Raw genomic sequence first — 24,209 nt, 5'->3', positions numbered from 1 at the left:
CGTAAAAATATAAATAAAATCGACTATCTGTTGGTTAAAATACCTGCGCCAAAAGCGGTTGAATCGCTGGCGGCAACAAATGCACGGCCGTAGGCATATATAGTGTACAGCCTGCCATCCTGTATGGTTGTGTTCTCTATTTCTTCAAGCGTGCGGTCGGCAGCGCCAAATGGCTTTATCTTAAAATCATAAATACCTGCCGGTAGTTCTATGAATTGACTTACAGAGTTAAATTTTTGCTGGGGAAAGGCAACTGTTTCATTTGCTGTTAGTATCAGCCCCTGGCTGGCGCCGGTTACTTCGGGTGCCGCGTTTACAAAGCGTATTTTACCACGGCCAACGCGAGGTGTGGTGCTGGTATCAACCGTAAACAAATAGCCCAGGGTATTTTGCGCACGCGACCCGGTTATAAATAGCGAATACTTAGTTTCACGTTTAAGGTTGGTACTATCTATTTTAAGTAAGTTAACTACATTACCTGTAGATGCCGAACGTATTTGAAAGGGAGTATCAATGGTATTCAGCCCAAAATACCCAGATGGCGTTGGGTACCTGTAAGTGTTATTACCATTCTGACGCAACAGGTTAACATATAAATAAACCGGCAGCGCATCGTAACTCAGGTTAATTACCTGGTATTCAATCTTAGCTTCGGATGGGTTGATATTGCCATTTTTTGAGCAGGATGAGATTGCCGAAAAGAGCATAATACCCGCTATAAGCAGCGTAAGGGTTGATAAAAAATTACTTTTATTGTTGTTCATTGCTACTGCCGATTAATTCTGAATAATCCTCAGGCCAAAACCACCGTCGCCCGTTATAGCCGGGTCGCCTTTGCTGTATATGGTATACGCGTTACCGCGCGTAAACGTAACACTATCACTAATGTTAGTGTTGGCTATGGATAACTTCTTTATTCCGGGCTGTACTCTGATTAAATCAGATACCGAGCGATAAGCAGCATTAGTAACCCTGGCGGTATCATTTAGTAATACGGTAATGTTATTCACTTTGGGTGATGCATTTACGAAACGTATAAATACTGCAGTGTCAGGTTCAATATTTATATCATCATTAACCAGGATGATGTTAGCGGTATCAAGCGCGGCGGCAAAGATCGTGTAGCTCGCGGCAGAGTCGAGCGAGAGCGGCAGGGTGAAAGCAACGTCAGGCGACCTGTCATTTTTAAACTGATAATTCTGTTGCCCCGAATAAACCTCTAAATAACCGGATATGCCGTCGGGGTAAATGGTTGAGGTATTGTTGAGCCGTGTACCGTTCATAAAAAAGTTAAAAGCGCCCGCGCTAACGTTTACAACATTAATAGCGGCTGATGGCGGCACCGAAGGCGCAACATCGTCCTTTTGGCACGAGGCCAGCAAAGCAGCAACAGCTAAAACAATTACAGAAACCCTCAATTTCATGGCGCTAATATATAACTGATGTTTGTGATGTTTGTTATATGTGTTGGCAAAAAGATTGTGATTGCTTATTCGGAGAAATTTAACGAGGATCGGAAAGCAATTTTTTACCCCTCATAAACAGGAACACTGCCAATATTAACATTACAGCAAATAATAACAATCCTTTCAAATCCATCATGAAACCCATTGTTACACCACTGCCCAATTCGCCGCTAAATTTTTGATAGGATATCCTATCCGCGATAGCGAATACAAATATTAAACAGCTTAATACAATCAAAATAACGCCAGATGTTTTGCGCATGGCCTGGTATTTAAAAAAAGCCGGTCACAAGTGCCCGGCTTTTAGTTGGATTATAATTTAAGTTTACAACTTAAGCGTAACTGTTAAGCATAACCGGCATTACCAGCATCAGCACATCTTCATTCTCATCTCCGCCTTGTGGTAACAATAATCCGGCGCGGTTAGGGGTCGACATTTCAAGCACAACCTCTTCGCTGCTCAGGTTTTTAAGCATCTCAATTAAAAAGCGTGCGTTAAAACCTATTTCAATATCCTCACCCTCGTACTGGCAGCTTAAACGCTCGTGTGCCTCGTTGGCAAAATCAATATCTTCTGACGAGATGTGCAACTCACTACCGTTGATCTTCAGCCTTACCTGGTGGGTGGTTTTGTTGGCATAGATAGCCACACGGTTAAGTGAGCCCAAGAATGCCAAACGGTCAATATTCAATTTATTTGGATTATTTAACGGTATTACCGCTTCGTAATCAGGATAACGCTCATCAATTAAACGGCAAACCAGGTTAATGCTGCCGAATTTAAAAAAGGCACTGGTGTTGTTATATTCAACCGATACGTTGATATCTTCAGCAGGCAAAGCAGACTTCAACAACGTTAACGCCTTTTTAGGCAGGATGAACGATGTCGCGCTGGCTGCATGAGCGTCCTTACGACGGTAGCGTACCAGCTTATGTGCATCAGTAGCTACAAAGGTGAGGTGCTGCGGCGATAACTGGCAAAATACGCCTGTCATGGCCGGGCGCAACTCATCATTACTTACCGCGAATATGGTTTTGTTGATGGCTTCGGCCAGTACCGATGCAGGCAGGTTAACTGATGACGCATTTTCAACAACCGGAATCTTCGGGAAGTCCTCGCCGTTTTCGCCGCTCAGTTTATATTTACCGTCGCCTGCACTTATTTCAATCGCAAATGTGGTATCATCAACCGAGAAGGCTACAGGTTGCTCAGGCAATGATTTCAGGGTATCGAGCAATATACGCGAAGGGATGGCAATACGGCCATTCTCTTTGGCTTCAACCGCCAGCGACGTAGTCATGCTGGTTTGCAGGTCGGTTGCCGATATGGTTAAATTACCATCCTTTATCTCGAACAAAAAGTTCTCCAGAATGGGCAAAACCGTGCTATTGCTCAAAGCACCGCTAACAGCCTGTAGCTGCTTTAGCAATGTTGATGTAGAAACGATAAATCGCATATATTTTACTTAAATCTTAGTCAATCAAAAGTATAAAATTTAGCGCGCATACTTCACTCTGCGAACATAATGTTGAAAAATAGCACATATTAACACTATTAACAACGGGATGCCCATATTTATCACCTGCCAGTACGTTTTTTTTCCCCGTACCAGCGCACGGTTTAGCAGGCGCAGCTGTATCTCCTTACCACGCAGTTCTATAAGGCCAGAGTCGTCCGTCAGGTAGTCAACCGCGTTTAGCAGCAGGTTTTTGTTGCCGTAGGTTTGACGGGTATAATGGTCATACCCCAACGGATACGGCGAGCCGTCAGTAGCCACCTGGTTCTTAAACAGATCGCCATCGCTAAATAACATCATTTTGGTGGGTTTGCTTTCAGGCAGCACGGCAAAATGTTCCGCCCCATCAGGCACCGGCCGGTTACGAAAGCTTGAAGCAAACCTGCCTTCCAACAGCAAACCGGTAATTTTTGGTTCGCTGTAGAACTCCTTAGGGTCGGGCTCCTGCTCCAGTGCCTGCAACGATAGCATGTGCGGCGTAGTAAGTTTTTTGGCGTATGGTGATGTGGTAAGCAGTATGGTTTTGTTTATATTTTTTACCGCGACAGTATCAATGCTATTGGCAAACTGACCACTGATGCCGTCCACATTTTTTACCACCGGATGCTTTGATTGCGGGATGAACACCGGGTAAAACAGCCATGGGGCCAATTGTATCTGCGCCTGTCCGCCTACATTGCCTGCCGCTACGGGTATTTGCGAGCAGCTCATATCGGCCACCAGGTCGGCATTGATGCGGATGCCGTAGCGGAATAGCTGATCGTCCAGGTTCAGCTTTTTAGGGAAAGCCAGTTGCTCGCCGCCCTTGCCACGCAGGCTGTCCAGTTCGGCGCTTACCTGGTCTATCGCCCATAGCACACGCCCGCCATCCATAATGTACTGGTCGAGCTTAAATTTTTCGGCTTCGGTAAATGGCGCATCAGGTTTTGGTATAACCAGCAGGCTTAGCTTCTTCAGGCTGTCAAACGGGATGCTTTTCAAATCAACCCTGCCTACCAAAAATCCGTCAGATAAAGACCGCAGCGCATCATTCAGCTGAATGTTATTTAATTCGTTGTGCCCCTCGGTAAAACCAACGCGCGGTTTGCCGCCGCTGGTTGCTTTTTTTATGGCCGAGGTAAAGGCGTACTCCAAATTCTGAATAGAATTGTTTAACACTTCATCCGGCGAGAGGCCGATGCGTGTTTGCAGTAGCTTAACGGGTATTTCCTTTCCACCTGCTGACACCATTGCCGCCGGGAATATCATTTTTTGCGACAGGCCATCATCCGTTTTTACGCTCAGGTTTGTTGGCTCAATGCCCCTATCCTGAAAACCGGTGATCGCCGTGTTTTGCTCTTCGGTACTTAACCCCGCTAAAGGATCAACAAAATCAAATTCCAGTTTGCCGTGGCTATAGGATTGCAGGTCGCTCAGCATATCGCGGGTAGCGCGTTGCAAACGCTTAAACCCGCCCGGAAAGTTATCGCCCTCTAAAAATACGATGACCTTAACCGGCGTAGCCAGGCTATCCATCAAATTCTCGCTAACCGGCGACAGGGTGAAACGCTTCTCCTTAGTAAAATCAAAACGTGTAAAGGCTACGTTTGATAGTATGCCGATAGCAAGCAATTCAACTAAAACAAATACCACCGTTTTACCTGTCAAAGCCTTTTGCTGGTGCCGGGCAAGTACAAAAACAGTAAGCGCAGTAAATAAAGCAGCTAAAATTATAAAGTACGCCAGGTCGCGCGTATCTAACACGCCCCGGCTAACCGACTCATAATGCTCTAAAATACCCAGGCTTTGTATATCTGCATTTTGCAGGGATAGCAGCCGGCTCAAAGAATCAAATCCGGAAAAAAAGAAATAGCTCAAAAAAACGGCTATGGTAAAGGCAATTATCTGGTTTTTGCTGATAGATGAGGCGAACAGGCCGATAGCAACAAACACCCCACCTAATAAAAACAAGCCGATGTAAGAGCCGATAACGGCACCGGTATCAATATTACCTTCGGTAGCGCCAAGTGCATATACCGAATAATAATAAACCAGCGTGGGCAACAAGGCGAACAGCACCAGCAGCAAACAGGCCAGATACTTGCCCAGTACTATTTGCAGATGGGTTAGCGGACGGGTGAGCAACAGCTCAAAAGTTCCTTCGCGGCGCTCCTCAGCCAGCGAACGCATGGTGATGGCCGGGATCAGGAACATGAACAGAAAGGGCGCGATATTAAAAAGGCTTTCTAAACTGGCATAGCCGTACTCCAGGATGCTCGAATCAGGGAATACCCATAAAAACAAGCCCATCACCAGCAAAAAAACGCCGATGGTGATGTAGGCTACGAGTGAACTTAAATAGGCGGATATTTCTTTTTTAAAAACCGGGTACACGCTGTAATTGCTTAATGGCCGAAATTACAATTAATTTATTTTAATGCCGATTAGATAAAAGCCAAACAAAAAAGCTCCGCAGAATTATCTGCGGAGCTTTTTATGCTATAGAAGTAGTGCTTTGCTTAGAAGGCGTAACCAACTGATATAGTAAAAGCACGGGTTTTTATTGAACCAGCATCTCCATCAATAATGCTGCTCAAACCTAAATCATACCCAACATTTAATAATAAACCTTCGTCAAGTTTGTAACCTGCCAAAGCACCTACACCAACGTTGAGCCTTTTAAGGCCACCATCGCCAAACTCAATATCTTCGCTCATATTAGCTTCACCGGCACCGCTTAATTTAGTTTTACCAGATAAACCGTAGCCAAGAAAAGGACCTGCACCTATGAAAAATTTACCGGTACCTGTAGGAGCACTATAGATCGCGTTTACGGGTAATTGTAAATAATTTAATGTTGTTTTGTAAGATGCATCACCTTCGGTTTCTTTTGAACCTAATTGAGTGAATAACAAAGCAGGTTGAACCGAGAATGTTTCTGATACGGCAACATCAGCAAATAAACCTGCATGGAAAGAGGTTAACGTACCGCTTGAGATAGTTTCTTCACCACCTGAAGCTGAAAGTTTTGCCAGGTTTAAACCACCTTTAATACCAAATGATACAGGTTTGCTGGTTTGCGCGAATGAGCTGAATGCAGCTCCTGTTAGTACTACTAACGCAAGTAATGTTTTTTTCATTGCAGTTGAATGTTGTAAAATTTAAGTTGTTTTTCGGAGTCAAAAGTAGGATTATTTTTGAATATCAAGTCTGCTGATTTTCTTAATAAGCAACCCCGGCCGGCACACTGATACTTTATAATAACCATTATTTTTAACTCAGCAACATAGACATTGCTCCGGGCAAAAGGTTACATCCAAGTTTACAATTAAAATACAACTCGTTAAAAATCAGCTATAAAAATTTTCATTAGTTAGTTTAATAAATACATCTTCGAGCGAAGAAGTACCGTTTTTTTGTTTTAACGCTTGCAGATTATCATCAGCAACTATTTTACCTTTATTGATAATGATTACCTTATTGCAAACCGCCTCAACCTCCTGCATGATATGGGTTGACAGGATGATGGTTTTGCTTTTACCCAGTTCAGTAATTAACTGCCTGATGCCGATAAGCTGGTTAGGGTCAAGGCCGGTTGTAGGCTCGTCCAGGATCAGCACATCGGGGTTATGCAGTATAGCTTGCGCCAAGCCCACACGCTGGCGGTAACCTTTGGATAGTTGCCCTATCTTTTTATGTCGCTCAACACGTAATCCGGTTTGCTCAATTACCTCATCAATCCGTTTTTGCGGTGACGCTATTTTATGGATGCCAGCTATAAAACCCAACGACTCCTTGACATACATGTCCAGATACAGCGGGTTATTTTCTGGCAGGTAGCCGATGTGCCGCCTAACTTCAAGCGATTGTTTGGCTACATCAAACCCACAAACCTCGGCCGTGCCTGACGTTTGCGGTATAAAGCCGGTAAGTATCTTCATGGTGGTTGATTTGCCCGCGCCGTTAGGGCCTAAAAAACCCAGTACGCCCTTATCCGCCGAAAACGAAATGCCGTCAACCGCCTTTTGGCCGCCGTAAACTTTGGTAAGTGCTGATACCCGTATACTCATGATGGCGGTAAAGATACGAGTTAAGGGGAAAGGTTAAAGGAGAAAGGTTAAAGCTTAAAAGCGAACATCACACCGATCCTTTTTCCAAAGCAGAGGGAATTAAAAAGCACAATCCGTTAATCACCTAAATTTCCGGCATCAGTAATGCCCGGAGTAGCAGAAGTCTTGCCCAAGCACACACTTTCACCGGGCAAGACGTAGCCGGCGATTTTTATTTCTTTTGATCGCTCAAAAGAAATTCAGGATAGGTAGTAAAGCGATTTTTAATTGAATGCTTGTTCGTGATCATCGCCAGCCTGCTCTTGGGCGCAGGGCCCAGTTAATTCCCTTGGTGCGAAAGTAACCAAACATCAAGGCAGAAAAAACCTTCAGCCGCACAAGGCCATACTCCCGGCCCGGTTTTCTGCCAGGCCATGCCCGCTTTCTTTGTATTATTATCGTTTTATAGCTATGCGCACAAACCGTAAATAACCTATCCTACCGGCATCAGGAATGCCCGGAGCATCACAGGTCTTGCCAAAGCATAAGCTTTCACCGGGCAGGACGTAGCCGGCGATTTTTGTTTCTTTTGATCGCTCAAAAGAAATTCAGGACCGGTAGTAAACTATTGAAACCATACCTTTTGCCTTTCACCTTAAATTGTATCTTTGCCCTGTTATGAGTAAAGCAACCGACGAACTTTTTAAGAACGTAATATCACATGCTAAGGAGTACGGTTTCGTATTCCAGTCGAGCGAAATATATGATGGCCTGAGCGCCGTTTATGACTATGGGCAAAACGGCTCGGAGTTAAAAAACAACATTAAAACTTACTGGTGGAAAGCTATGGTGCAAATGCACGAAAATATTGTGGGCATTGATGCCGCCATATTTATGCACCCTACTACCTGGAAAGCCAGCGGACACGTTGACGGCTTTAGCGATCCGATGATCGATAACAAGGATTCAAAGAAACGCTACCGTGCCGATCAGTTGCTGGAAGACCGTATTGCCAAATACGAAAATGAAGGCAAAACCGACAAGGCTGCTGCTTTACAAACTGCGATGGATGATGCCTTAAAGGCTGAAGACCTGCCCCGCCTTAAAGAGCTGATTATTGAGCAGGAAATTGCCTGCCCGGTAAGCGGCACCCGTAACTGGACAGACGTCCGCCAGTTCAACCTGATGTTCAGCACGCAGGTTGGCGCTATCGCTGATGAGTCGGACACGATTTATCTGCGCCCCGAAACCGCGCAAGGTATATTTGTGAATTACCTGAACGTGCAGAAATCAGGCCGGATGAAGATACCTTTCGGTATCGCGCAAATTGGTAAGGCTTTCCGTAACGAGGTGATCGCGCGCCAGTTCATCATCCGTATGCGTGAGTTTGAGCAGATGGAGATGCAATTCTTTGTACGCCCGGGCACGCAAAAAGAGTGGTTTAACCAATGGAAAGAAGCGCGCCTTAAATGGCACCTTGCCCTGGGTACGCCTGCTGAAAAATACCGTTACCATGAGCATACCAAATTAGCTCATTACGCTGATGCCGCTTATGATATTGAATACGAATTCCCTTTCGGCTTTAAAGAGGTAGAAGGTATACACAGCCGTACCGACTTTGACCTGAGCCAACATCAAAAGTACTCCGGCAAAAAAATGCAGTATTTTGATCCGGAGATAGACCCGGCAACAGGCAAACCTTTTGGCAACTACATACCTTACGTTATTGAAACCTCAATAGGTTTGGACAGGATGTTTTTGCTTACGCTGATCAACGCCTACGAGGAAGAAGACCTGAGCACCGACGAGAAACAGGATAGCCGTACCGTACTGCGCCTGCCACCTGTACTGGCACCGGTTAAGGCTGCAATATTCCCGTTGATGAAAAAAGATGGATTACCGGAAAAAGCTCGTGAGATTATGAATAATCTAAAGCTTAACTTCAACGTGCAATACGAGGAGAAGGATGCCATTGGTAAACGTTACCGCCGTCAGGATGCTATTGGTACACCTTTCTGTATCACAGTTGACCCTCAGACATTAGAAGACAACACTGTAACTATACGCTATCGCGATACCATGCAACAGGAACGCGTTGCCGCCGATCAGTTAGAAAAGATCATCGGTGATATGGTAAGCTGGAAAACGGTATTGAAGTAGCCTCACCCCTCCTAACGGCGAAGCCCTCATGAGCACCATCAAAAATTGAATAATATGCGAATAATCCTCCCCAAAGGGGAGGACTTTAATACTAAAGCGTCATTGCGAGGTACGAAGCAATCTCTTTAGACTTTCTGATGTGATTGGCTTGAAGAGATTGCTTCGTACCTCGCAATGACGGATACATTAAAAGAGAAACGCCGGATAGTAAATTACTACCCGGCGTTTCTCTTTATGAGATTTTTAGTATCTAAAAGCCTAAACCTAAGCTAAATGCTTTATAGTTACCCGTAAGCGTTGCGCCTGCTGTTGCAGCGCCGGTAGTAAGGTTAATGCTGTAAACTTTGGTGGTGCCGCCAACATTTAATAATGCATAAGCGGTGCCGCTGGTGCTGCCTATATCAAAGCCGCTGTTAGCAGTTGCAGTTACGCCTAATGTGCCAACGCTAACTAACGTACCATTATTTGGTGGATCTTGTTTATATAAAGTATTGTTTTGTGTGTCGATATCAAAAAGCACGGTTGACGTTGCACCTGCAAAGTTGTTGGTATACGCAGCGGCTGTTACTGATGGGCTGCCCGGAGACAACTGACCATCAACAAAAGCAACAGCACCTGTTTCGGGATGTAATCTCAAATTTTGGCCGGTATTGCTTACCACACGGATACGGTCAACGGTAGGATTAAAATCAAACCCGAACTGTGTGCCTGAAAGTAAGGTAGTAAACGGTGCAGTGCCCACCACTGTCGCTGCTCCGGATGATAAATTGATAGTATATAACCTGTTTGAACTACCCAAAGCGTACAACTGTCCATTTACCGGACGAAAATCGATACCCAGAATATTCTCGCCACCAGCTATGCCTGTAATGGCTTTAGCAACCGGGCTTGGGTTCATCGGGTTAAATATTACCAGCTCGTTGGCCTCGCTTACAGCATAAGCAACCGGTTCAGTAGGTATGGCCAGGCCGGTAACCGCTCCTGCGAAATCGTTCTGAATTTTGGTAGCCCTGCCTGTCGTTATGTTAATGCTGTACAAACTGGTTTTTCCTCCTACGGTTAAAGCAGCCAACGCAGCTTTACCATCCGCACTAATATCAAAACCACCGGCTTGCTCCACATTTACACCAAGGCTGCCTACTTCAACCAGTTTACCGTCGTTTGGTGGGTCTTGCTTGTATAATTTATCGTTAGCAACATCTATTACAAAAAGTTCGGTAGTGGTTGCGCCTGCTTTGTTTTGGGTATACGCCGCGGCGGTTACGCTTGCGTTGGCTGCGCCATTAAGCGTACCATCCGTAAAAGCAACCGCGCCGGTTTCAGGGTGCAGGCGCAGGTTTTGCCCGCTTGAAGTAACCAGGCGAATCCTGTCAACCGTCGGGTTAAAATCAAACCCAACAGCAGCACCGTTTATACCCGGTGTAAATGCGGCTGTACCAATAGCACGTGCCGCACCACTTTGCGTATTAATTACATAAATGCGGCTGGTACTACCAACTCCATAAAGTTCGCCGGTAGCCGGCCTAAAATCGATGCCTAAAATAGTTTCATTATTTTGCAGACCGGTAATACTGGTTGTTTTTGTGGCTGCTGATGCATTTTTTGCATTAAAACTTACTAGTGTGTTGTTTGGTGTTAAGGCGTATACCGCCATATCGGGGCCAGATATAGAACCCTCTGTAGAATCGTCAATATCGTTATCCTTAGAGCACGATGAAGTGATCAGTAAAAGTGCGGCGGCACATACCATGGCCGCCCTTTGTAAAGAAAGGTTAAATGTTTTCATTTTTTGAAAGATAGATTATAAAATAGATGAAGTGCGGCACCTCGCCGCGGTTAAGAAGTTTAGCCGTTTATGCTGATGCCATCCGGAGGGGGTATGGCTATTTTTTGGTAATACTTAGCTATATAAACAACTTTATAAAACGTATAATGCTCAACATAGCTATCCAAAAAGTGGATATTATGGACTTGATGCAAGGGCGGATAAAATTCCTTTTCAGGTGAGGAGTTGCTTTCAGATTTCTTATCGCTGTCATCATCGGCATTTGAGGCCAGCTCTTTATCAGCCAAAACAGACGCTATAAATACGGGCGCTACCACCTTAAATCCTATTAAAAGGATGAAAAGTATGCTTGCGGCAATACGCAAATATGTTTTGCTATGGATTAATGCTGCTTTCACGTTAATGTTTAACAACCGGTAGATTGTTGCTTCAATTACGTGCAGCGCGCAGTATCAGTTTTTAAAGAAAATCGATTAGAGCCAAACAGAGTAAGGATTTTTTGAAAACTTATGTTTTCGCCCTTACTTATTAGAAAATTATTAGAAATGAGGCTGTTTCGAGTAACAGCCTCATTTTATTAAATTACTTCAGGCTCCTGCTGGCTGAGGCAATGGAAACTTCCTAAACCCCAGATAATGTCGGTAGAGTCGACACCCACTACCTTACGATCCGGGAAGCACTGGGCCAGTATATCCAATGCCTTATCGTCATTAGCGCAACGGTAAGTTGGCACTACCACAGCGGCATTGCCTATGTAAAAATTAGCGTACGATGCCGGCAAACGCTGGTCGTCATAAATTACAGGGTCGGGCATGGGCAGCTCAACAATGTTCAGCTGTTTGCCGTTGATGAGGCGCATGGTTTTAAGCGCTTGCAGGTTTTCCTGTAAAATATGGTAGTTTTCGTCGTTCTTGTTCTCTTCAATAACGGTAACCACGGTATCTTCATTTACAAAACGGGTAATATCATCAATATGGCCGTCTGTATCATCGCCAATAATGCCATCGCCCAGCCAAAGCACCTGCTCAACACCGTAGTAATTTTGCAGATAGCCTTCTATTTGCTGCTGGTTTAAATGCGGGTTACGGTTTTTATTTAACAGGCAAGCCGTGGTAGTCAATACAGTGCCCTTGCCGTTAAAGTCAACCGAACCACCTTCCATTACAATACCGGGGTGATATACAGGCAAATTGTAGTATTCGGCAATGCGGGTAGGTATCATATCATCCAGATCGTACGGAGGATATTTATCGCCCCAGGCATTATAGCCCCAGTCAACCACCACCTTTTGTTTGGTTTCGGGATTGATCAAAAACGCCGGACCATGATCGCGACACCACGCATCATTAGTAGGAAATTCAAAGAATTCTATCTTGCTCAAATCAGCGCCCACCAAAGTAAGCTGCTGCTGCGCAAAGGCTTCCATCTCTTTATTCACAACATTGATACGTACCATCTCTCCTACTGCGATCTCCTTGATAAACTCGCAATAGCGATGATAGATCATCTGTATTTTACCCGGCCATGATGCTTCTTTATGAGGCCAGCTCAGCCAGGTAGCCACATGCGGCGCCCATTCGGCAGGGAAGTGGAAGCCGGAGGCTTTTAAGTTAGGTAGGTTCATAGTTGACGGTTCATGGTTCATAGCCATTCATTAAAATATTTAAACCGTCATTGCGAGGAACGAAGCAATCTCTTCAGACATTCAATATGATTTGCTTAAAGAGATTGCTTCGTTCCTCGCAATGAGGTGATGGGTTATAAATAGTGACTACAAAATTAGTCTTCGTCTATTAAACGCTTGGTTATCGGCTGATAAGTTTCAATGCGGCGATCGCGCAGGAACGGCCAGTGGCTGCGGTAGTAGTCCGATTGTTCAAGGTCGAGTTCATGCACCGTTACCTCTTCATCATGGTGTGATGCCTGATAAATCAGCGCACCAAACGGGTTTGATACAAATGATCCGCCCCAGAATTTCAAACCGGCTTCTTCGCCTACCCTGTTCACACTCACTACGTGCACGCCGTTAGCTACCGAATGCGAGCGCTGTATAGTTTGCCATGCGTTGTACTGATCGGTATTGGTTATATCGTCCTGAGCTGATGCCCAGCCAATAGCCGTTGGATAGAACAATATTTCGGCACCCATTAACGCGGTAATACGGGCTGCCTCCGGATACCATTGATCCCAGCAGATCAGCACACCAATTTTGGCGTATTTTGTATTGAATACCTTGTAACCTAGGTCGCCTGGGGTGAAGTAGAACTTTTCGTAAAAACCCGGATCATCAGGAATATGCATTTTGCGGTATTTACCCAAATAAGCGCCATCAGCATCAATAACCGCTGTAGTGTTGTGGTAAACGCCTTGTGCACGTTTCTCAAACAATGAAGCGATAACCACCACATTCAGCTCAGCGGCAACAGCCGAAATGGCCTCGGTTGACGGGCCGGGAATAGCCTCGGCCAGTTTAAAATTGTCGTAATCCTCTACATCACAAAAATACAGCGATGTAAAAAGCTCCTGTAAACAAACTATCTGGGCACCTTTGGCTGCTGCCTCGCGCACTTTACTGATAGCTTTATCAAGGTTCTGTTGCTTATCAGCAACACAACTCATTTGTACAATACCAACTTTAACTTTGCTCATCCCTTTAAATTTTGCGCAAAAATACTGTTTTAATGTTAACCTGTACGTCAAAAACCAAGCCTAAATGTTATACCCCTATCAGGAATACCCAAAACAAAATGCACTGATTTTATTAGCTTTGCGGTAATGACAAATATGCCAGATGCCCCGGCGCCAAAAACCGGGAAACAAAAACTGTGGGATGCCACTAAACTGATTATCAAGATTGCCGTAACATCGGCATTGTTATATTATGTATTCAGCAAGGTGCCTGTTGAAAAAGTGAAGTACCGTTTGCTGCACGCCAACTATTGGTGGATGGCGGTGGCTCTTCTTACCTTTTTCGCCTCCATGGTGGTTTCAGCATGGCGGCTGTTAAGCTTTTTCAAATCGATTAACCTTAGGTTAGATCCGCGTTTTAACATGCGCCTGTATATGCTGGGCTTATTCTATAATTTTTTGCTGCCAGGCGGTATTGGCGGCGATGGTTATAAAATATGGCTGTTAAACAAGCGCTACAAGCTACCGGCAAAAAAAATGTTCTGGGCTATATTGTTCGACAGGTTGAGCGGCCTCTGGGCTATCGGCTTTATTATTTGTACACTTATAATCTTCATCCCGCAGATTGATGTTCACTTGGCTATACCAGGCGGTATTTTTTTAGGCGGAACCGCTATCTATTATTTTGTGGCCTACAAATTCTTTCGCGAATACACCAAATACTTTTTCCAGGCGCATGCCAAGGCTATATTAGTGCAGGGCTTACAGGTATTGTGTATCATATTTGTATTGTTAGGGCAGGATTTCGATGGAAAATTCGCGCCTTACCTGTTATCATTCCTGGTATCAGCCTTGGCGGCGGTAGTACCTATCACCATTGGTGGGGCAGGCGCACGCGAAACTATTTTCACCCAGTTATCAGGCATCTTTAATATGGATGTTGGCCTGGCTGTATTTTTAAGTATATCATTCTATATCATATCATTACTTGTTGCGCTTACCGGCGTGTACTATGTAATACGCACCAGTCGGCTGGAAGAAGGTTTACCAAGCATTGAGGAACACGACGAAGAGGAAGAAACCAAGCCAGCGACAAACTAACACCTCATCTACCATGAATATTATTATAACCGGCGCCAGCAGCGGCGTAGGCTTTGAAGCCGTTATCGACCTCATTACTTCAGGCAAGCACAAGGTGATGGCCATTGCCCGTTCGCAGGATAAGTTACAGCGTTTGTTTGAGATATCGCGAAGCATAAACCCTGACTGTATTTTGTACCCTATAGTGTTTGACCTGGTTAGTGATGACCCTGCCGCGTTGCTGCAATTCATTGGCACACATATGGATAATAAGGTTGATGCCCTGATAAATAATGCAGGGGTACTGATCAATAAACCTTTTAAGGAGCTGGAGGAAATTGATTTTGTGGATATGCTGCAAAGCAATTACCTAAGCCATGTACGCATTACACAAGCCTTATTAGGCGTGATGCCTGCGGGAAGCCATATTGTGAACATAGGCAGTATGGGCGGTTACCAGGGTAGCGCCAAGTTTGCCGGCCTTTCGGCTTACTCGGCAAGTAAGGCAGCCTTGCACGTTTTTACCGAATGCCTGGCACAAGAACTTGCCGAGCAGCAGATCAGCGTTAACTGCCTGGCTTTAGGCTCGGCACAAACTGAAATGCTGGAGAAGGCTTTTCCGGGTTATCAATCGCCGGTGATGGCCTTTGAAATGGGCAAATACATTGCCGACTTCGCACTTACCGGCCATAAGTTTTTTAACGGAAAGATATTGCCGGTGGCGCTTACTACGCCGTAATTACACATTATCAAATTCCTGTCCTTCGGGTATTTTATACTTCCGGCTACCCAGCAGGCCCAGGCTCATAATAACGCTTGTAGATAGGATAACGATAAACAGCAGCCCCGTATCTATCTGCGGTAGTTGCAGCTTTTCGGGCAGGTTATAAAACAGCAGTACACTGATCAATCCGCGTGGCACTAATACCAATTCGGGCATCATATCGGTTTTTAAAGCCAGCTTGATGTATAAAAACCTGATCAGATAGATCGATACGATCACCAGCACGCCCAATATCAATAAGCCAAGATCATTAAACTGGTGTATGTTCATGGTAAAGCCGAATAACACGAAAAAGAAGGTCCGCATTAAAAAGGCGCTCTCGGCCGATAGTTGAAGCAGCTGCTTCAATTCATGCCCCAGGGCAGGGTATAAAAAGTTACGCCTGAACCACGGAAAATGTATCTGGCTGGCGTTGTTTAAAAACAAACCGAAGGCCAGCACTACAATCAATGCCGATAAATGATAGGATTGCCCTATCGCGTAAACCAATATAATGATGGATATGATGAGGAAGAATTTTACGTGATGCGTAATATTCTTGATAAGATATAACAACAGCAGGCACGATACCACCGCGAAAAACAGTATCAGCAACAATTCGCCCCCTAAGCTTGTAAACGCCGTAAAGTTAAACGACTTGTTACTCAGCATAAAGTTGAAGAAAACAATGGTGAGTATATCTGAAAAGGATGATTCGTATATAATAAACTCCTTTTTATCTTTTGGCAGGCCCGATGCTGAAGGTATCGCGATAGCCGAACTTACCACACAAAAAGGAATAGCGTTAACAATGCAACGGTAAATACTCGCGCCCGATATGTAGTGGAATATAGTAGTAATTACAGCCGTGGTTGCCAGTAGTATGCACAACGCCGACAGAAAGGATCGTTTAATGACCACGTTCTTTTCAGGCGTGTATTTAAGCTCGAGAGCGCCTTCGAATACGATCAGTATCAAACCCAATGTACCCAAGGCGGGCAGTATGCGACTAAAGTCAGGCGCTGTCCAGCTAAAGTAATCTACAACCTGCCGGATGGCGATCCCCAAAAAAAGCAACAGCAGTACCGACGGCAGTTTGGTTTTGCCGGCAATAAGGTCGAACAGGTATGAAAATATTACCAGCCCGCACAATATCATTAAGGTAGTATAGGTACTCAAATCGCTTTATTTGTTAATTGCAAATGTAACTAACGGCAACCATCGCAAAATGTTTATCCGCCGTTGCGGCCTCAAAGTAAAATAAACATAATGTAAGTTTTGTAACGATAACGCAAAAATTGCCCGTCCAGCCTATACATATTTTTAAAACTTTGTATGTTTGGTATTCCATCACTATGTATTGCCCATGAAGCGTTTTTGCTTGTTTACTGCCGCCCTTTCCATCGCAGTGTTGCTAACTGCTGCCATCAATGAAGATTTTTTGTTGGCCGAAAACTTTTTTTTGCACAAAGGCGATAAGCTGAGCGTGCGCATGTTCAAGGCCGATGTATCATCAACAGATGATGATTACGAAACCCCGGAAGCAAAGGATGCGAAATTCGCATTGTACGAGGGTTCAAAAAAAATACCGCTGACTACCATCGCGAATGATACCGTAGTTACCATTAAAGATTACGAAGTAGCGAACGGCGGCCTGGCTTTACTACAGTTGAGCCAATCGGCAACGCAGGAGATTGACCGCGAAACATTCCTGAAACACCTTGAGGCTGATGGGAATGAAGAATCGGTTAAAAAGGCCAAAAGCTTCCATACCATGAATGTGCGCGAAAAATACAACCGCTCCATGAAGACGCTGGTGATGATAGATAAACCTTCGGGCAGTGTGCAGGAGAAATTAGTGGGCGATGAATTTGAGCTCACGCTAAAGGGAAATCCTTACAAAATGAACTATGGCGACGATGTAACCGCAATTGTTTATTTCCAGAATAAACCATTAGAGTCGGCACCGATAAAGCTTTACGTTAAAACACCCAAGGGTACTATTTATCCCGAAAATTTAATATCCGATGCTAAAGGGCAGATTTTCTTTAAGCTAAGCCGCGAGGGTATTTACATGTTACGCGCAACTCGTACTGACGTTGCCGCCAGCGGTAAAGATGCCGATTTTGAAACCTGGTGGACATCTTACACCTTTGCATTCAGCAGCGCTAACGAGTTGCCGAACACCTATAAGGAGTTTGGTTTTGGTAACAAACACTAAAAGCGTTATTCAGGCAGCATATCCAAATCAAACCGGGGTTTAATAGAATAAGTAAGCTGTACCAGCCCGGTATCATATACCGCGCTATCAAGCAGGTTTAGCTCCAACCGTTCGGTAAGATCCTTAAACAAAGGGGTGCCCGAGCCCAGGACGATGGGATGAACAGAGAGTAACAGCTCGTTCACATAATTTTTGCTTATCAGTTGTGAAAGCAGGTTGGCCCCGCCAAACAGCCAGATATTTTTACCTTCGGTATGGCGAATAGCATCAATCCGGTCTATAAAATTTTCTGAGCGGATAATTTCGGCATTACCTTCCGCACCGGTTAAGGTATCTGAAAATATATACAGCATTTTATCAGGCCATGGGTTACCGTATTCCTGCAACACTTCATAGCTCTTTCTGCCAATAAAAACGGCATCCGTTTCAGCTGTAAATGCTTCCATGCCGTAATCCTGATCGGTAAAACACCAATCATACTCACCGTTCGGCCCCTCAATAAACCCATCGAGACTTACAGCTACATTTAAAATAATTTTACGCATCAGTGTTTTAGTGAAGATCGTTTTTACCTCGCTCCTGCCATTGCTTGCTGAATGATTTATCGGCCACATGCGGCATATCGCGGTAGTGCCCCCAGCTTTTTTTGAACAGTAATTTTATAAAACGGTTTTTTAAGCCGCCACCAAAAAAATCAACCAGTTTGCGGCTGAGGATACCTTTCTTCCAAAGCATCCAGCCCCACTTTTCAGCTTTAGATACTTTTTCTTCCTTAACCGCGTCGCGGCGGTTTAGTAGCAGCATTTTGTGGATATCTATCTTAACCGGGCATACCTCGGTACATTTGCCGCAAAGGCTGGAGGCATAGCTCAGGTGCTTAAAATCCTCCATACCCTTTGTATGCGGTGTAATTACCGAACCAATGGGCCCGCTGTATGTAGTTTGATAGCTATGGCCGCCAATATTTTTATACACCGGGCAGGCGTTCAAGCAGGCCCCGCAGCGTATACAGTACAGGCCCTGCCGCTGCTCCTTTTGCGCGAGCAGGTTGGTGCGGCCGTTATCCAGCAGTACTACATACATTTCTTCCGGGCCGTCCGTTTCATCGGGCTGGCGTGGGCCGCTTAATATGGTGTTATATACGGTAAGATTTTGCCCCGTACCATGGGTTGCCAACATGGGCCAAAACAGGTCAAGATCAACCAGCGACGGAATAATTTTTTCGATACCCACAACTGCTATATGTATTTTAGGGAACGAGGTGCTTAATCGGGCGTTACCCTCATTTTCGCTAAGGGCGATGCTACCGCTATCGGCAATTAAAAAGTTACCGCCTGTTATGCCTGCATCAGCCTGTAAATATTTGTCGCGCAGCAGCTCGCGCGCTTTTTGGGTAAGCTGTTCGGGAGTAGCATCAACCGGGGTACCAAAATGTTTGTTGAATAGTTGTGCTATATCCTCTTTAGAAAGGTGCATAGCCGGGGTAACAATATGGTAAGGCGGCTGGCCAAGCAGCTGAACAATGTATTCGCCCAGATCAGTTTCCAGGCTCTCAATCTGGTTTTGCTCCAGAAACTCGTTCAGGTGGATCTCCTCCGTAACCATTGATTTTGATTTTACAATGGTTTTGGCACCAGCCTTTTGCAATATGTTCAGTATCTCGCGGTTAGCTTCTTCGGCATCATTAGCCCATATTACCTTGCCGCCCCTGCGCTGAAAATTGGCCTCAAACTCGGGTAAAAGCTTATCCAGCGTTTCCATGGCTTTCCATTTTATCAAATGGCCTTTCTTTTTCGCGGTATCAAGGTTTATCAATCTTGACAAGCCCCGGTCAACCGCTGCATCATACTTACCAATATTATAGTTTATTATATTACGATGGGCTGCATCAAACGCCTTATCCTCAGCAGCAATCAAAAATTCATCGGCAGTGTTACCCATAAAAGCTAAAGTAGTGTTTTTTATAAAAACGAAAAGGGATGAGTTTTAATCATCCCTTTTCAATTTATTAACAATGGCTGATTTAGCCCTATTAACTATTTTACGCCTTGTTCTGTTTTAACATCAACCGCAGGACGCTCGGCACGGTTGGCAAGTTCCCAGGCGGTATAGTAAACCAGGTGACTGCGTTTAACCAGCAGCGGGAAGTTAATTTTGCTCACTTCATCGCCCGGCTGGTGATAATCGGCATGTACGCCGTTAAAGTAGAATATGATCGGCACATTATAGCGCGCGAAGTTATAATGATCTGAACGGTAGTAGAAACGGTTCGGATCATTCGGATCGTCATACTTGTAATCCAGTTTCATCTGCGTGTAAGTATTGTTAGCCTCTTCCCCAATTTTGTGTAGGGTAGTGCTTAACATTTTTGAACCGATTGAATACACGTAATTAGCTGAATCAGGCTTACCGGCATACTCTTCACCTACACGGCCGATCATGTCAATATTCAGATCGGCAATGGTATTAGCCAGCGGGAATACAGGATGGTCAGAATAATATTCAGAACCTAATAAACCTTTTTCTTCGCCAACATTACCCAAAAACAGGATACTGCGCTTAGGGCCTTTGCCTGCTTTTTTCGCCATGCTGAACGCGCGGGCCAGCTCAAGCATACCGGTAGTGCCTGAACCGTCATCATCAGCACCATTGTTTATTTTATCGGTTTTGGTGCTGCCTTCCGGCTCAATACCAATATGGTCATAGTGGGCAGAGATAACCAGTACCTCGTTCTTCAATTTCGCGTCAGAGCCAGGTAAGTAACCTAATACGTCAACCGCTTTTACCGCTTTTTCTTCGGTGCTGTAGCTAACCTCTACCGGTGTTTTTACTACCTGAGTTTTTGGCGCGCCGGCAGCATCAATTTCCTCTTTTAATTGGGTATAGGTTTTGCCTGTGCTTTTTAACAACGCATTGGCCATATCAGCTGTAATATTTATTACCACTGGAGTGGTTGTAGCCTGTGCGGAACCTTCCTTTTTGATGCCCATACGTGGCGCTAAAATGCTTGAGCCAAAACGTTGCAGGTTACTTGCCACAATCTGGTTAACGGCAAAAATCAACGCAGGTTTTTTTGCTTGCAGAGCTTGAATACGTTTACCACGGCTAATGCTCCATTGCGAACGGGTGGCCGTCCCGGTAATTAAGGATACGCCGTTTTTCATAGGCTCACCATCATTAATCACCAAAACTACTTTACCGGCGATATCAGTACCTTTAAGGTCGTCATATTTTTCGTCGGTTATACCATAACCAACAAATACAATATCAGCAGCTTTAACGGTGTTTGCGGGTGCTGCAGTTAGTGAGTAAAAATCTTTACCGTTAGTAAAAGTACTGCCGCCTATTGCTATAGGATTTACCTTGAATGAATTTTCTGTAAGCGGCACATCTAAAAAGTATGAACCCTTAACCGGACCTTGCAGGCCTAATTTTTTAAACTCGTTGGCGATGTAATTTGCCGCTTTATCCGCGCCCGGTTTACCGGTTTCACGGCCTTCGTATTCGTCAGACGCGAGGATGGAAAGGTGTTTTTTTGCATCCTCAACGGTAATGTACTTGGCGAACTTTACCGCGTTCGGATCTTTTTGGGCATAGCTGCATGAGGCTGCCGCTATCGCCAGGAATAATAATGGAACTCTTTTCATTAAAAATGGTCAGTTAAAAAAAACGTATAATAAAAAATCCCGGCCACATCACCAGGACTTATAAATCTATTTTGTTTAGCAGGATATCTTGTCCACACGGGTAGCGTGGCGGCCGCCTTCAAACTCAACAGTAAAGAATACATTTACAATTTCGCGTGCCTCCTCTACGGTTACATGCCTGGCTGGTATACACAATACATTGGCATTATTATGGCTGCGGGCAGGCTCGGCAACTTCAGGTTTCCAACACAATGCCGCGCGGATGCCCTGGTGTTTGTTGGCTGTCATGGCCACACCGTTTGCTGATCCGCAGATCAGTATACCGTAATCGGCCTCGCCTTTCTCAACTGCCGATGCCACCAGGTGTGCAAAGTCAGGATAATCAACAGATCCGGGAGTGTAGGTACCAAAGTCTTTCACTTCGATGCCTTCAACACCATCCAATAAAACTTCTTTTAATTCAAAGCCGGCATGATCTGCGCCTATAGCTATTTTAAGCCCTTGTTTCATGGGCTCTAAAATATCAATAATATTTTAAAAGGGAAGTAACGTTATTATGCTTTTGCCATTTCGTCACGCTCGCGTTTAAGCCTGCGCTTTTCAACCATACCCGCCACTATAATACCAACCTCGTATAGCAGGAACAATGGTATGGTTACCACCATCATGGTAAGCACATCGGGCGTAGGCGTAATAACCGCCGCCACTACCAATATACCCACAATGGCGTACCGGCGCCCCTGGCGCATAGTTTTAGCGGTGAGTATACCAATGTTTGAGAGTACATAAACCAGTATAGGCAGCTCAAACACAATACCCGTGGCCAGGGTAAGGGTTGATACCGATGATAGATAAGAATCAATAGTAAACGTATTTTCGATAACCTTACTTACTTGATAACCGGCTAAAAAGGAGATCGACTCGGGCGTAACTACGTAGTAACCGAATAATATGCCCAGTATAAAAAGCATTGAGGCGTAAAACACAAAGCCACTCGCGGCCTTACGCTCATTCTCATGCAGGGCAGGCTTAACAAAGCGCCATATCTCAAACAACAGGTATGGAAAGCCCAGGGTGATACCGATAAGCAATGCCGAGTTGATCTGCAAGGTAAACTGCCCTGCCATTTCGGTGTTGATGATCTTACCCGGTATCTTGTCGATACAAAAACCGGGGCGGTTGAGGTAATCGCCCAGTTTACATAGCATACGGTAGGTAAAAAATTGGGGGTCCATAGGGCCCATAATTACCGTATCAAAAACAAAGTCGTAAAAAACAAAGGCCAGTATGGTAAATAAAACTATGGCTATTGATGCCCTGATTAAATGCCAGCGCAATGCCTCCAGATGGTCAAAGAATGACATTTCGGCCTCAATATTCTTGCCTTTATCCTTTATAGCCTTTATAAGTTTGTTATCGCTCATCTATGTAAATAAAATACCCCTGCTGTTACTAACAAGGGTATTTACGTTTTATTTTACCGGAATAGTTTTAATTCTCGTTTATTTCAAAAGTGTCCATAAACTTGGTGGTAAAGTTACCGGCCCGGAAGTTAGGATCTTTTAACAGTTTTAAATGGAATGGTATAGTTGTTTTGATACCTTCAATCACAAACTCGCTTAGGGCACGCTCCATCGTGCTTAGCGCTTCATCGCGCGTTTGGGCTACGCAGATCACCTTGGCTATCATCGAGTCGTAATTCGGCGGGATAGAGTAACCGGAGTATACATGTGTATCAACCCTCACACCATGGCCACCCGGCGAATGGAAGTTGGTGATACGACCCGGAGACGGCCTGAAACCATTAAACGGATCCTCAGCATTAATACGGCACTCAATAGCGTGCATTGTTGGCTCATAGTTTTTACCCGAGATAGGAATACCGGCAGCAACCTTTATCTGTTCTTTGATTAAATCAAAGTTGATAACTTCCTCAGTTACCGGATGCTCAACCTGAATACGCGTATTCATTTCCATAAAGTAGAAGTTGCGATTTTTGTCAACCAAGAACTCTATGGTGCCGGCGCCTTCGTACTTAACGGCTTTAGCACCTTTAACAGCGGCATCGCCCATTTTTTTACGTAGTTTGTCGGTCATGAACGGTGAAGGTGATTCCTCAACCAACTTCTGGTGACGGCGCTGTATAGAGCAGTCGCGCTCAGAAAGGTGAGATACCTTGCCGTACTGATCACCCACTATCTGAATTTCGATGTGGCGCGGATCTTCAACAAATTTTTCGAGATAGATACCATCGTTTCCGAACGCGGCACCTGATTCGGCACGGGCTGAATCCCAGGCCGGTTCAAATTCTTCATCATTCCATACTACGCGCATACCCCGGCCACCACCACCGGCAGTAGCCTTCAATATTACAGGATAACCTATTTTACGTGCTATGGTTATACCATCCTTTACGCTGCTCAACAAACCGTCTGAACCGGGTATAGTTGGTACACCGGCCTTTTTCATGGTTTCTTTAGCTGATGCCTTATCGCCCATAGCGTTGATCTGGTCAGCCGTAGCGCCGATGAATTTAATACCATACTCGGCACAGATAGCTGAGAATTTAGCGTTCTCTGACAAAAAGCCGTAACCCGGGTGAATAGCATCAGCGTTGGTTAATTCGGCAGCCGAAATGATGTTAGGGATATTTAAGTATGAATCTCTGCTTGGCGGCGGCCCTATACATACAGCCTCATCGGCAAAACGTACGTGCAGGCTCTCACGATCAGCGGTTGAATATACAGCTACCGTTTTAATGCCCATCTCCTTACAGGTGCGGATGATGCGCAGGGCTATTTCGCCACGGTTGGCTATCAATATTTTTTTAAACATAATTTAAATGTGATGTGCTGATTTTAGATGTGCAAATATGCAGATGATTTGATACCAGCACATATGCGTTCAACACAA

The 24,209-nt window shown here is 44.8% G+C and carries 22 protein-coding genes; 4 read left to right on the top strand and 18 right to left on the bottom strand.

All coding sequences use genetic code 11. The annotated features are described in order from the left end of the window. Positions 1-23 precede the first annotated feature (23 nt). From ABD960_RS02525 to ABD960_RS02495, 7 genes are all read right to left on the bottom strand, one after another. Positions 24-764 (bottom strand): DUF4397 domain-containing protein, encoded by a 741-nt coding sequence (locus ABD960_RS02525; RefSeq protein ID WP_345329307.1) that lies wholly within the window; start codon positions 762-764, stop codon positions 24-26. Between the two features lie 12 nt (positions 765-776). Then, entirely contained in the window at positions 777-1,424 is a 648-nt protein-coding gene (locus tag ABD960_RS02520; protein WP_345329306.1) for a DUF4397 domain-containing protein, read from the bottom strand. A 79-nt stretch (positions 1,425-1,503) separates the two neighbouring features. Continuing rightward, positions 1,504-1,728 carry a hypothetical protein gene (locus ABD960_RS02515; RefSeq protein WP_345329305.1) on the bottom strand — a complete coding sequence of 75 codons (225 nt, stop codon included), beginning with the start codon at positions 1,726-1,728 and terminating at the stop codon, positions 1,504-1,506. Positions 1,729-1,798: 70 nt separating this feature from the next. After that, positions 1,799-2,923 carry a DNA polymerase III subunit beta gene (dnaN, locus tag ABD960_RS02510; RefSeq protein ID WP_345329304.1) on the bottom strand — a complete coding sequence of 375 codons (1,125 nt, stop codon included), beginning with the start codon at positions 2,921-2,923 and terminating at the stop codon, positions 1,799-1,801. A 39-nt stretch (positions 2,924-2,962) separates the two neighbouring features. Next, positions 2,963-5,356 carry a gliding motility-associated ABC transporter substrate-binding protein GldG gene (gene gldG / locus ABD960_RS02505; protein WP_345329303.1) on the bottom strand — a complete coding sequence of 798 codons (2,394 nt, stop codon included), beginning with the start codon at positions 5,354-5,356 and terminating at the stop codon, positions 2,963-2,965. A 125-nt stretch (positions 5,357-5,481) separates the two neighbouring features. Then, complete coding sequence (locus ABD960_RS02500) at positions 5,482-6,102, bottom strand: porin family protein (RefSeq protein WP_345329302.1); 621 nt, start codon at positions 6,100-6,102, stop codon at positions 5,482-5,484. Between the two features lie 210 nt (positions 6,103-6,312). Then, complete coding sequence (locus ABD960_RS02495) at positions 6,313-7,032, bottom strand: ATP-binding cassette domain-containing protein (protein WP_345329301.1); 720 nt, start codon at positions 7,030-7,032, stop codon at positions 6,313-6,315. Between the two features lie 657 nt (positions 7,033-7,689). On the opposite strand from ABD960_RS02495, the gene ABD960_RS02490 reads away from it, so the two are divergent. Further along, a complete protein-coding gene (locus tag ABD960_RS02490) occupies positions 7,690-9,171 on the top strand; it encodes a glycine--tRNA ligase (protein WP_345329300.1) in 1,482 nt (493 codons plus the stop codon). A 250-nt stretch (positions 9,172-9,421) separates the two neighbouring features. Here the strand turns inward: ABD960_RS02490 and ABD960_RS02485 are convergent, their stop codons facing one another. From ABD960_RS02485 to ABD960_RS02470, 4 genes are all read right to left on the bottom strand, one after another. Then, positions 9,422-10,957 (bottom strand): DUF4394 domain-containing protein, encoded by a 1,536-nt coding sequence (locus tag ABD960_RS02485; protein WP_345329299.1) that lies wholly within the window; start codon positions 10,955-10,957, stop codon positions 9,422-9,424. A 59-nt stretch (positions 10,958-11,016) separates the two neighbouring features. Next, complete coding sequence (locus tag ABD960_RS02480; RefSeq protein WP_345329298.1) at positions 11,017-11,355, bottom strand: hypothetical protein; 339 nt, start codon at positions 11,353-11,355, stop codon at positions 11,017-11,019. A gap of 179 nt (positions 11,356-11,534) precedes the next feature. Further along, complete coding sequence (locus ABD960_RS02475) at positions 11,535-12,581, bottom strand: agmatine deiminase family protein (RefSeq protein ID WP_345329297.1); 1,047 nt, start codon at positions 12,579-12,581, stop codon at positions 11,535-11,537. A 155-nt stretch (positions 12,582-12,736) separates the two neighbouring features. Then, positions 12,737-13,606: a carbon-nitrogen hydrolase gene (locus tag ABD960_RS02470; RefSeq protein ID WP_345329296.1), complete on the bottom strand. Its 870-nt coding sequence runs from the start codon at positions 13,604-13,606 to the stop codon at positions 12,737-12,739. 126 nt (positions 13,607-13,732) lie between these two features. Here ABD960_RS02470 and ABD960_RS02465 point away from each other — a divergent pair, with 126 nt between their 5' ends. Then, on the top strand, positions 13,733-14,686 hold the full coding sequence (locus ABD960_RS02465; protein ID WP_345329295.1) for a lysylphosphatidylglycerol synthase transmembrane domain-containing protein: 954 nt from the start codon (positions 13,733-13,735) through the stop codon (positions 14,684-14,686). A gap of 13 nt (positions 14,687-14,699) precedes the next feature. Next, positions 14,700-15,404, top strand: a complete 705-nt coding sequence (locus tag ABD960_RS02460) for an SDR family NAD(P)-dependent oxidoreductase (RefSeq protein ID WP_345329294.1) — start codon at positions 14,700-14,702, stop codon at positions 15,402-15,404. Here ABD960_RS02460 and ABD960_RS02455 read toward each other — a convergent pair whose 3' ends face one another. Next, entirely contained in the window at positions 15,405-16,586 is a 1,182-nt protein-coding gene (locus tag ABD960_RS02455; protein ID WP_345329293.1) for a cation:proton antiporter domain-containing protein, read from the bottom strand. Between the two features lie 208 nt (positions 16,587-16,794). Here ABD960_RS02455 and ABD960_RS02450 point away from each other — a divergent pair, with 208 nt between their 5' ends. Continuing rightward, on the top strand, positions 16,795-17,649 hold the full coding sequence (locus tag ABD960_RS02450; protein ID WP_345329292.1) for a DUF4198 domain-containing protein: 855 nt from the start codon (positions 16,795-16,797) through the stop codon (positions 17,647-17,649). 5 nt (positions 17,650-17,654) lie between these two features. Here the strand turns inward: ABD960_RS02450 and ABD960_RS02445 are convergent, their stop codons facing one another. The 6 genes from ABD960_RS02445 to accC all read right to left on the bottom strand — a co-directional run bounded on the left by ABD960_RS02445 (position 17,655) and on the right by accC (position 24,131). After that, positions 17,655-18,194: a dihydrofolate reductase family protein gene (locus ABD960_RS02445; RefSeq protein ID WP_345329291.1), complete on the bottom strand. Its 540-nt coding sequence runs from the start codon at positions 18,192-18,194 to the stop codon at positions 17,655-17,657. A gap of 7 nt (positions 18,195-18,201) precedes the next feature. Further along, positions 18,202-19,590: a LutB/LldF family L-lactate oxidation iron-sulfur protein gene (locus tag ABD960_RS02440; protein WP_345329290.1), complete on the bottom strand. Its 1,389-nt coding sequence runs from the start codon at positions 19,588-19,590 to the stop codon at positions 18,202-18,204. Positions 19,591-19,685: 95 nt separating this feature from the next. After that, complete coding sequence (locus tag ABD960_RS02435; RefSeq protein WP_345329289.1) at positions 19,686-21,296, bottom strand: M28 family peptidase; 1,611 nt, start codon at positions 21,294-21,296, stop codon at positions 19,686-19,688. Between the two features lie 75 nt (positions 21,297-21,371). Further along, the gene (rpiB, locus tag ABD960_RS02430; protein ID WP_228950082.1) at positions 21,372-21,806 is read right to left on the bottom strand and encodes a ribose 5-phosphate isomerase B; all 435 of its coding nucleotides are present in this window, start codon (positions 21,804-21,806) and stop codon (positions 21,372-21,374) included. A gap of 44 nt (positions 21,807-21,850) precedes the next feature. Beyond that, a complete protein-coding gene (tatC, locus tag ABD960_RS02425) occupies positions 21,851-22,720 on the bottom strand; it encodes a twin-arginine translocase subunit TatC (RefSeq protein ID WP_345329288.1) in 870 nt (289 codons plus the stop codon). Positions 22,721-22,787: 67 nt separating this feature from the next. After that, entirely contained in the window at positions 22,788-24,131 is a 1,344-nt protein-coding gene (accC, locus tag ABD960_RS02420) for an acetyl-CoA carboxylase biotin carboxylase subunit (RefSeq protein ID WP_345329287.1), read from the bottom strand. Between the last annotated feature and the right edge of the window lie 78 nt (positions 24,132-24,209).

It is taken from the genome of Mucilaginibacter defluvii, from assembly GCF_039543225.1.
Taxonomy (GTDB): domain Bacteria; phylum Bacteroidota; class Bacteroidia; order Sphingobacteriales; family Sphingobacteriaceae; genus Mucilaginibacter; species Mucilaginibacter defluvii.
Note: the sequence above shows the minus strand (reverse complement) of the source record. Positions and strands in the feature narration are given on the sequence as shown.

What these genes read in the sequence shown, in the direction of transcription:
- ABD960_RS02525 (WP_345329307.1), bottom strand. Translation starts at nt 764, where the DNA reads ATGAACAACAATAAAAGTAATTTTTTATCAACCCTTACGCTGCTTATA.
- ABD960_RS02520 (WP_345329306.1), bottom strand. Translation starts at nt 1,424, where the DNA reads ATGAAATTGAGGGTTTCTGTAATTGTTTTAGCTGTTGCTGCTTTGCTG.
- ABD960_RS02515 (WP_345329305.1), bottom strand. Translation starts at nt 1,728, where the DNA reads ATGCGCAAAACATCTGGCGTTATTTTGATTGTATTAAGCTGTTTAATA.
- dnaN (WP_345329304.1), bottom strand. Translation starts at nt 2,923, where the DNA reads ATGCGATTTATCGTTTCTACATCAACATTGCTAAAGCAGCTACAGGCT.
- ABD960_RS02500 (WP_345329302.1), bottom strand. Translation starts at nt 6,102, where the DNA reads ATGAAAAAAACATTACTTGCGTTAGTAGTACTAACAGGAGCTGCATTC.
- ABD960_RS02495 (WP_345329301.1), bottom strand. Translation starts at nt 7,032, where the DNA reads ATGAGTATACGGGTATCAGCACTTACCAAAGTTTACGGCGGCCAAAAG.
- ABD960_RS02490 (WP_345329300.1), top strand. Translation starts at nt 7,690, where the DNA reads ATGAGTAAAGCAACCGACGAACTTTTTAAGAACGTAATATCACATGCT.
- ABD960_RS02485 (WP_345329299.1), bottom strand. Translation starts at nt 10,957, where the DNA reads ATGAAAACATTTAACCTTTCTTTACAAAGGGCGGCCATGGTATGTGCC.
- ABD960_RS02475 (WP_345329297.1), bottom strand. Translation starts at nt 12,581, where the DNA reads ATGAACCTACCTAACTTAAAAGCCTCCGGCTTCCACTTCCCTGCCGAA.
- ABD960_RS02470 (WP_345329296.1), bottom strand. Translation starts at nt 13,606, where the DNA reads ATGAGCAAAGTTAAAGTTGGTATTGTACAAATGAGTTGTGTTGCTGAT.
- ABD960_RS02465 (WP_345329295.1), top strand. Translation starts at nt 13,733, where the DNA reads ATGACAAATATGCCAGATGCCCCGGCGCCAAAAACCGGGAAACAAAAA.
- ABD960_RS02460 (WP_345329294.1), top strand. Translation starts at nt 14,700, where the DNA reads ATGAATATTATTATAACCGGCGCCAGCAGCGGCGTAGGCTTTGAAGCC.
- ABD960_RS02455 (WP_345329293.1), bottom strand. Translation starts at nt 16,586, where the DNA reads ATGATATTGTGCGGGCTGGTAATATTTTCATACCTGTTCGACCTTATT.
- ABD960_RS02450 (WP_345329292.1), top strand. Translation starts at nt 16,795, where the DNA reads ATGAAGCGTTTTTGCTTGTTTACTGCCGCCCTTTCCATCGCAGTGTTG.
- ABD960_RS02445 (WP_345329291.1), bottom strand. Translation starts at nt 18,194, where the DNA reads ATGCGTAAAATTATTTTAAATGTAGCTGTAAGTCTCGATGGGTTTATT.
- ABD960_RS02440 (WP_345329290.1), bottom strand. Translation starts at nt 19,590, where the DNA reads ATGGGTAACACTGCCGATGAATTTTTGATTGCTGCTGAGGATAAGGCG.
- ABD960_RS02435 (WP_345329289.1), bottom strand. Translation starts at nt 21,296, where the DNA reads ATGAAAAGAGTTCCATTATTATTCCTGGCGATAGCGGCAGCCTCATGC.
- rpiB (WP_228950082.1), bottom strand. Translation starts at nt 21,806, where the DNA reads ATGAAACAAGGGCTTAAAATAGCTATAGGCGCAGATCATGCCGGCTTT.
- tatC (WP_345329288.1), bottom strand. Translation starts at nt 22,720, where the DNA reads ATGAGCGATAACAAACTTATAAAGGCTATAAAGGATAAAGGCAAGAAT.
- accC (WP_345329287.1), bottom strand. Translation starts at nt 24,131, where the DNA reads ATGTTTAAAAAAATATTGATAGCCAACCGTGGCGAAATAGCCCTGCGC.